This window comes from uncultured Cytophaga sp., from assembly GCF_937863595.1.
Classification (GTDB): domain Bacteria; phylum Bacteroidota; class Bacteroidia; order Cytophagales; family Cytophagaceae; genus Cytophaga.
This window is the reverse complement of record NZ_CALMGQ010000046.1, coordinates 18705-27494: the sequence shown is the minus strand read 5'-3', so window position 1 is coordinate 27494 and position 8790 is coordinate 18705. Positions and strand designations below refer to the sequence as shown.

The window sequence follows — 8790 nt, the reverse complement described above, 5'->3', positions numbered from 1 at the left end:
AGCATTCTGACAATACGATACCGCTGCTGTTACTGTTGGTGTAGCTGGAGCAGCACTTACCGTTACAGCAATTTGTGCACGATTACTTTCGCATCCAGTTGTGGATTGAGATACAAAATAATTAGTTGCACCTGTTGCACTCGTAGTTGGAACGGGAGCTGTAGATGAACCTGTTCCACCTGTAGAAGCGGTATACCATAATAAACCTGTACCACTTGCTGTTAAAGCTGTAGCTGTAGCATTCTGACAATACGATACCGTGGCTATTACTGTTGGTGTAGCTGGAGCAGCATTTACCGTTACCGCAATTTGCGCACGATTACTTTCACAACCAGTTGTGGATTGAGAAACAAAATAATTCTTTATACCTATTGCACTTGTAGCTGGAACGGGTGCTGTAGAAGAGCCTGTTCCACCTGTAGAAGCGGTATACCATAATAAACTTGTACCACTTGCTGTTAAAGCTGTAGCTGTAGCATTCTGACAATACGATACCGATGCTGTTACTGTTGGCATAGCTGGAGCAGCATTCACCGTTACTGAAATTTGTGCACGATTACTTTCACAACCAGTTGTGGATTGAGAAACAAAATAATTCTTTGTACCCGTTGCACTTGTAGCTGGAACGGGTGCTGTAGATGAACCTGTTCCGCCTGTAGAAGCTGTATACCATAATAAATCTGTACCACTTGCTGTTAAAGCTGTAGGTGTAGCGTTCTGACAATACGATACTGTTGCTGTTACTGTTGGTGTAGATGGAGCAGCAGTTACCGTTACTGAAATTTGCGCACGATTACTTTCACAACCAGTTGTGGATTGAGAAACAAAATAATTCTTTATACCTGTTGCACTTGTAGCGGGAACGGGTGCTGTAGAAGAACCTATTCCTCCTGTAGAAGAGGTATACCATAATAAACCTGTACCACTTGCTGTTAAAGCTGTAGCTGTAGCATTCTGACAATACGATACCGTTGCTGTTACTGTTGGTGTAGCTGGAGCAGCACTTACCGTTACTGCAATTTGAGCACGATTACTTTCACAACCATTTGAATTCTGTGATACGAAATAATTCTTTGTTCCAGTAGCATTGGTAGCTGGAACGGGTGCTGTAGAAGAGCCTGTTCCACCTGTAGAAGCGGTATACCATAATAAACTTGTACCACTTGCTGTTAAAGCTGTAGCTGTAGCATTCTGACAATACGATACCGATGCTGTTACTGTTGGCGTTGGCGGAGTTGTACATGGCAATAAACCTTGTAACACTGCTGTTCCAAATAAAGATGGATCTTCCCATGCATCATCTGCACCTGCATTCCAAGATAGTTTTCCATCACGGGTACCTCCATCATCGTCATCATTGATCATAAAATCCATACCAACCAATTGTCCAATAACAGGATTTCCCTGTAAGGTAGACCACGGAATACGTGCTTCAACTATATATCCGCCTGTACGAGCTACCGCAGAATAGGCAATACCAGAAACGGATCTGCCAGATGGCAAAGAACCTACTGTAGTTCCATCATTCCAGCCAAAAGAATATTGTACATCATTTGCACCATAGGTACTTGCTTTATCGTTATTTATATCAACATATACTTCTACCGCGTCGTCGTCATAAACATTTGTACTTTCATTCATCAATTTTTCATCTGTTACATCTGCCAATACATATAAATAGGTATCGTCCCAAAGTGCTTTAAAATTGCCTGATAAATCTGCGCTATTGCTTACTGCACCAGCGATAAGCTTGGTTGCAGCAGCTGGTAAGACACTTGCATTACTCCAAGGTGATTCTGGCGTACCATCAATTACTATAGGTGTTGCGACCTTAAAAATTTTATATTTATTCACTACATTCACAGTAACAGAAGCTCTAGGTCCTTCACAACCGTTTAATGTTTGTCCAACATAATATACGGTAGTTGATACGGTAGATGTAGATGGTGTTGGTGCATTTGATAATGCTGTACCTCCTGTTTCTGCCATATACCATTTTAAAGCAGTACCTGTTGCGGTCAATTGTGTTGCGGTTGCATTTAAATCGTAGTTCACAATTGCAGAAGGAACCGTTGGCGCAACAGTTTTACATGAATTTGTTGGGCATTCGCTTATCGTGATATTTGAACTACCTGAACTCTGATATCCTTCTGATTCCATGATTTGATAATCCCATGTACTTCCCATAACCATTCCAGCAGCTTTCCACGCAGCAACGTGATTGGCAAATGTTATTGTACCACTTGATCTTGTCTGCGTACGAACACTCCAATATTGCTTAAAAGTAGAACTATTGCCTTCAATAGATGGTGCATTTGTACGTTGGGCAACATAGATGGTATATGTACCTCCGTCACTTGTGTATGTTCCTTTTTGCTGGATGCCACCTGTGTTACCAGGTGGTGTCCATTGACCATGATTTTCACATACATAATATTCAATCAAGGCATTTTTAGTCCAGCCATACAAGGCTAAAAAACCATTACTTCCTCCATTGAATGAGCCTGTATAACAAACAACACGATCTGGTTTCCCTACAGCCCAACCCTTACCAGCAGTAAAGTTGTTAATATTGGACCAAGTTGTACTATAATTACCGTCAGCACCTAAAGTCATGGACGCTGACCCTCTTTGTCCATCATTCCAAAACGAATAAAAATAACCGTTATTGGTAGATTGGGTATTTTGTGTTACGGTCTGCGAAAATGCTTGTGAAGCTATAAACAACAGTAAAGAAAAGACTATAAACATGCGCAAGCTTATAGAATATCTAGAAAGTAGCGTTTGTATCATGCGTTAAATAAATTGGTGTAGTGAATAAAACAGTTGAGCACTATATCAACTACTTATTCAACAACAAAAAGTAAACATTTGGGTGAAAAAATTATGAATCAATGAAAATTTAAGGCAATTGAAAACATTTTAAAGCAAAAAAAACCATACAATTACCGTTTAAAAAAGGCATTGTACATAGTAATTATTTTTTCAAGATCATCGTAGGTAAGTTGTTCTTTACGAATCTTAGTGGAAAGTTCAGGACAATCACTTACATATTCAGGCAATACTTCATTAAAAATGTATCAGTTACTTTATCTAGTTTACCATTTTTTTCTACCACCCAATTAACCATGGCATAAGAACCAATCACTGCACGAACCGTAGATTGAGAAGTGCTACCTAATCCATTTTGGGTAACTGCTGGCCCACCCATTCAATCGGTTAGGAACAAGAAGCTTATTACTATCCATTTCTTTTATTAGGCAGGTATATAAAATCATAGTCAACATAATTTTTAAAATCTGTTTTTTCAAACTCATCATACAGACCTTTCAAATCCGACAAATAAGGAATTTGTTCTTCTGTAAATGTGTATAAGTACTCTTTAAATGTAATAAAAGAACCAAATAATTCTTTAACACTTGAACTGAATGCCTTTTTATCATGAGAATAATCAACCATCTTACAAAGGAAATCATTTGGATATTTCTTCCCGTATTCTAAAAAAATTGCATATGCCTTCGGGATTTTTTTTGTTTCTTTTGTAACTGAACCACCACCATTAGGTATCCAAGTAACTATTTCACAATCATCCATAAGGTTCCAAACATCGGAAGAAAAAGTAGGAGTGTGTTTACAAAAGTCACTTAAATAAACCAATCTTAATTGTTCTACTTCTTTTTTAGATAAAATAAAATCATAATGAAATGATTCATTTACTTTACTTAACAATGAAGAATCGAATTGATATGGATATGGAGCATTAGAGATAAGGTCACTTATAAAATCTGCAAATACATCCTTTTTATCATTATAAATATCTTGAGTCACTTTATTCCATTGGATTCTAGATATCAAATCGTCAACGTCGGGATATTGAAATAACTTATTTGAATTAGGATCCTTATACCTTCCTAATTCAAAATATATTTTAATGAGCTTTTCATATGATTCAATATCTTTAATTTCTTTCAAATCAATTTTATTAAATTTATCTATTACTAAGGTTTGTTTGCCCTCATTTAACCATTGAATTACTTTAGGTTGTAGCTGACCAAATGGCATAGTATAAAACTTAACAAATTGTTTATGCGATAATTCATCTTGGGAAATACGTCTTGAAAAATATTTTTTGAAGTTTTTAGCATATATAATAGAAAGTTGATTTCTATCTGAAATTAAATTAAAATAATCTTTCTTTTCATAAAATATGGAATTTAATAGTTGCATAATAATTCCAACATCATTTTGAGATATCAATAATTCATTAGCATTCTCCCTAATTTTATTCTCTAAAATACATTCTTCTCCATCTTTATTTAAAACATATCTAACTTCAGTATTATGTCCAATTACTTTTTGTTTAGGTGAAGTAAAAAATTGTGAAGACTTAGTTTCCAATAAACGATATACTAAGTAATATTTATATCTAAGCAATTCAATTTTTAAAAAATCTTCTACAAAAACTTCTCCATTTATACTTGATTTACTATAGCTTGAAGTAAAAAAATTAACAAATCTTTTCGCATCCCTTATCGTTTTTATAATATCTTTATTAAAGGTGTTATATTTTTGACCAAACCCGTTTTTCTTATTAAATGCATCACTTAAATCTAAATCTTCAGGAAAAGCATTCCTTAAAGATTGGGTCATATAATGTTTCAATGTTTCTTCATCAATAGTTGGCAATGTAAATTCATTTAAAAATATTTTCTCAAGATAATGCTCCGAGTTATAATCATTAACACTTTTAATAGCATTAGTGATATATCCTTTATCATATCCAACTACAAAGATTAAATTTTTAAAGTCAGCTGAGCTCCTTATTAGCTGAATTATATGAATAATTACAGAAGATTCAACTCGATCCAAATCATCAATAAAAACAACAATGCGCTTATTGATTTTCTTTAAAATAGAATCTATTTTTTTAGCTTGTAAATTATAATCTGGCTTTTCAAATAAATTCGTAAAAAATGAAAGAATTCCAAAACTCTTATCTTCTGAAATCCCTTTCGCATAAGACATCAACAAGTCTGGCAATTCAGAGCTAGATGTTTCCAATTCATTAGATATTGATTTAAAAAAATCATGAATAATGTCATTTTTAGAGAAACTAATCCATGGTGAAAAATCAATAACTACAAATTCCTTTTTGTTTAAATACAACTTCACCAAATTCATTAATGAAGTCTTTCCTGTCCCCCATTCACCAACAACTCCGAATGCTGAAGACTTTGACGGATTGGTTTCTTTTATTGTAAAGGCAATAGCCTCAGCAAGTTCTTTTCGAAATAGCAAATCTTCCTTAAAAGAGCTAATTGGCTTGTCTTCTTCAAAGCTGAATAAATCACGTAATTGAGCTTTATTTTCTGTATTAAAGTTGGGTACTATTTTTTGAACTATACTTTTTATTAGAAGAACATTAATCCCTAATACATACAAAAGGAATATATCCACATATGCAATACCATTCAGATACTTCCAATCAAAATACGCCCATTTGAAATCATATTCAGGATTCAATCTATACAATATTAGATAACTGAATAAATATACATTCGCTAGTATTATTAAATCACTAGAAATAATATAACGTGTAAAAAATTTAGGGATAAAATAAACAATTATTAAAATAGCGACAACCATGAAGCAATAATCTGAATAAGGATTTTCAGCAACCTCTGATAAAAATGGACTAATTAAGTATTGGTTAAATAATGATTCTATAGGGTTTTTAAATAAAATTAAACTCACAAAAAGTAAAAAAACTTTAGCTTCTTTTCCGTAAAAAAACTTTTTGTGCCAACCTGCAATTTTTTCAATTATTTTCATTTTTTCATTTATATTCACCTAAATTAACCTATTTATATATTGTGGACTTACATACTATTAAACTAGTTTTCCACCGATAAGAAATGATAGCCTAAATATCATTCATGCGTGTCACATTATAAATATAAAAACTAAAAATGGATATCTATTAAGAACAAAAAAAAGGCTCCGTATCCCTACGAAGCCTTTCAATATAAAATCTTTTAAATCATTTCTTATAAGTGAATCACTTCACCATACGCAGCTGCTGTCGCTTCCATAATTGCTTCAGACATTGTAGGGTGTGGGTGAACTGCGTTCAAAATCTCATGCCCTGTTGCTTCCAATTTACGTGCTACAACAATTTCTGCAATCATTTCAGTAACGTTTGCACCAATCATGTGAACACCTAACAATTCGCCGTATTTGGCATCGTAAATCACTTTTACGAAACCTTCTTTTGCACCAGCAGCACTTGCTTTACCAGATGCAGAGAATGGAAACTTACCTACTTTCAATTCGTATCCTTTTTCTTTTGCAGCTTTCTCCGTCATACCAACAGAAGCAATTTCTGGAGTACAATATGTACAACCTGGAATGTTGCCATAATCCATTGGCTCTGGATTTAAACCTGCAATTTTTTCTACGCAGATAATACCTTCGTGCGATGCAACGTGTGCCAAAGCTGGACCTTTAACAATATCACCAATTGCATATACACCTGGGATATTTGTTTTGTAGAAATCATCTACCAATACACGTCCTTTGTCTGTAGCAACACCTACATCTTCCAAACCAATGCCTTCAAGGTTGGTAGTAACACCTACTGCTGAAAGAACGATATCACAATCAATCACTTCAACGGCATCGCCTTTTTTAACAGTCACTTTACATCCTTTGCCTTTTGTATCTACCGATTCAACTGCAGCATTGGTCATAATGGTGATACCCATTTTCTTATATTCTTTTTCTAATTGCTTAGAAACGTCTTCGTCTTCTACCGGAACGATGTTTGGTAAGTATTCAACAATCGTTACTTTAGTTCCCATTGTTGCATAGAAATATGCGAATTCAACACCAATTGCACCTGAACCCATAATCACCATACTATCTGGTCTTGTTTCAAGAACCATTGCTTTACGGTAACCGATAATTTTAGTATTGTCTATTTTAACATTTGGTAATTCGCGGGCGCGACCACCTGTTGCTAAAATAATATGATCTGCGGCATACAAACTTTTGTTCCCTTTATCGTCTGTAACTTCAACTTGTTTGCCTTTTGCTAATTTACCAAAACCTGCAATAATTTCGATTTTGTTTTTCTTCATTAAAAACTGAACACCTTTGCTCATGCCTGAAGCTACATCGCGGCTACGTTTAACTACAGCTGAGAAATCTGCTTCTGCACTTCCTACATTAATTCCGTAATCCTTTGCATGCTTGATGTATTCAAATACTTGCGCACTTTTCAACAATGCTTTTGTAGGGATACATCCCCAGTTCAAACAAATACCGCCTAATTCTGCTTTTTCAATTACTGCTACTTTTTTACCTAATTGAGAGGCTCTAATTGCAGCTACATATCCACCAGGACCGCTACCGATCACTATAACATCGAATTTTGTTGACATATCTATATATGGTATTATTACGGTGCAAATTTAAGGTATTTAGCTTTATAAGAAAGGAAACAGTCGGAAAAAGCAGCGTTGATTCTTGAACAGTGTCGCAAGCATCTATTTTTTAGTACATTAACATATATGAAACCTAAGACTAAAAGCTTAGCGTTTAAAGCTTTTTTGCGCCAACATCATACTTAAGACTTAATGCTTTCTTGCACTTCTAGAAGCCTAAGATTACACTTCAAAGATATACTGATCATTCATTTATACGCATATTTATCTGCTCAACAACTAATTATATATTGATCAAAATTTAACGAGCAAAGCGTTAAGCAATCAACTTTAGACTTTAGGCAGTAAAATTAGTACCGCAAATATGCCCACGCAACAACCAATTGCATATTGTTCAAAATCAAAGGCGCAAAGCTTTAGGCCTTCAGCGTTTAGCATTAGGCTATAAATAAAGGAGCTAATCTAATTGTTTTTTTGCCATTTGGGATTTCTAAGTTATATTTGAATTTAGATACATCAATAAAACATCATAGAATGGGCTTACTTAGTGGAAAAACTGCTTTAATAACTGGAGCATCAAAAGGGATAGGTACATCAATTGCGATGCGTTATGCACAAGAAGGTGCTAATGTGGCGTTTACATATTTATCAAGTGTAGAAAAAGGTCTAACCCTCGAAAAAGAATTGCAAGCATTGGGTATCAAAGCAAAAGGATACCGCTCAGATGCATCTAAATATACTGAAGCCGAAGAATTAATCACTGCTGTAATGGCTGATTTTGGCCAATTAGATATCGTAGTGAATAACGCAGGTATCACAAAAGATGGTTTATTAATGCGCATGTCAGAAGAACAATGGGACTCTGTGATGGAAGTTAATTTAAAGTCTGTTTTTAATATCACTAAAGCGGCTTTAAAACCGATGATGAAAGCAAAATCTGGTTCCATTATCAATATGACTTCAGTTGTAGGTATCAGCGGTAACGCTGGACAAACCAATTATGCTGCTTCTAAAGCGGGTATCATTGGTTTTACAAAATCCGTTGCTCAGGAATTGGGTTCTAGAAATATTCGTTGCAATGCTGTTGCTCCTGGCTTTATTGAAACCGAAATGACGGCGGTTTTGGATCCCAAAGTAAAGGCGGAATGGGAAAAAGATATCCCTTTAAAACGTGCTGGCAAAAGCGAAGATGTTGCAAATGCCTGTATTTTCCTTGGTTCAGACTTATCTACGTATATATCAGGACAAGTATTACAAGTGGATGGGGGAATGTTAACATAATCATAAGCCTACGAGGATTTAAAAAACCTCATAGGTTTCGTACTTACCTGCAAATACGAATCTG

5 protein-coding genes are annotated in these 8790 nt (G+C 34.9%); 1 reads left to right on the top strand and 4 read right to left on the bottom strand.

The window, feature by feature from the left end; all coding sequences use genetic code 11:
- The 4 genes from Q0543_RS03525 to lpdA all read right to left on the bottom strand — a co-directional run.
- On the bottom strand, nt 1–2793 hold a 2793-nt coding region (locus Q0543_RS03525), incomplete at its 3' end, for a glycoside hydrolase family 11 protein (RefSeq protein WP_299249198.1).
- A 253-nt stretch (nt 2794–3046) separates the two neighbouring features.
- Nucleotides 3047–3211, bottom strand: coding sequence for a hypothetical protein (locus tag Q0543_RS03520; RefSeq protein ID WP_299249195.1), 165 nt, complete (start codon nt 3209–3211; stop codon nt 3047–3049).
- Between the two features lie 29 nt (nt 3212–3240).
- Nucleotides 3241–5832 carry a P-loop NTPase fold protein gene (locus tag Q0543_RS03515; protein WP_299249192.1) on the bottom strand — a complete coding sequence of 864 codons (2592 nt, stop codon included), beginning with the start codon at nt 5830–5832 and terminating at the stop codon, nt 3241–3243.
- A 215-nt stretch (nt 5833–6047) separates the two neighbouring features.
- Nucleotides 6048–7442, bottom strand: a complete 1395-nt coding sequence (lpdA, locus tag Q0543_RS03510) for a dihydrolipoyl dehydrogenase (RefSeq protein ID WP_299249190.1) — start codon at nt 7440–7442, stop codon at nt 6048–6050.
- Nucleotides 7443–7979: 537 nt separating this feature from the next.
- Between lpdA and fabG the strand changes: the two genes are divergently transcribed.
- Nucleotides 7980–8726 (top strand): 3-oxoacyl-[acyl-carrier-protein] reductase, encoded by a 747-nt coding sequence (gene fabG / locus Q0543_RS03505; RefSeq protein ID WP_299249187.1) that lies wholly within the window; start codon nt 7980–7982, stop codon nt 8724–8726.
- The last annotated feature ends 64 nt before the right edge of the window (nt 8727–8790 follow it).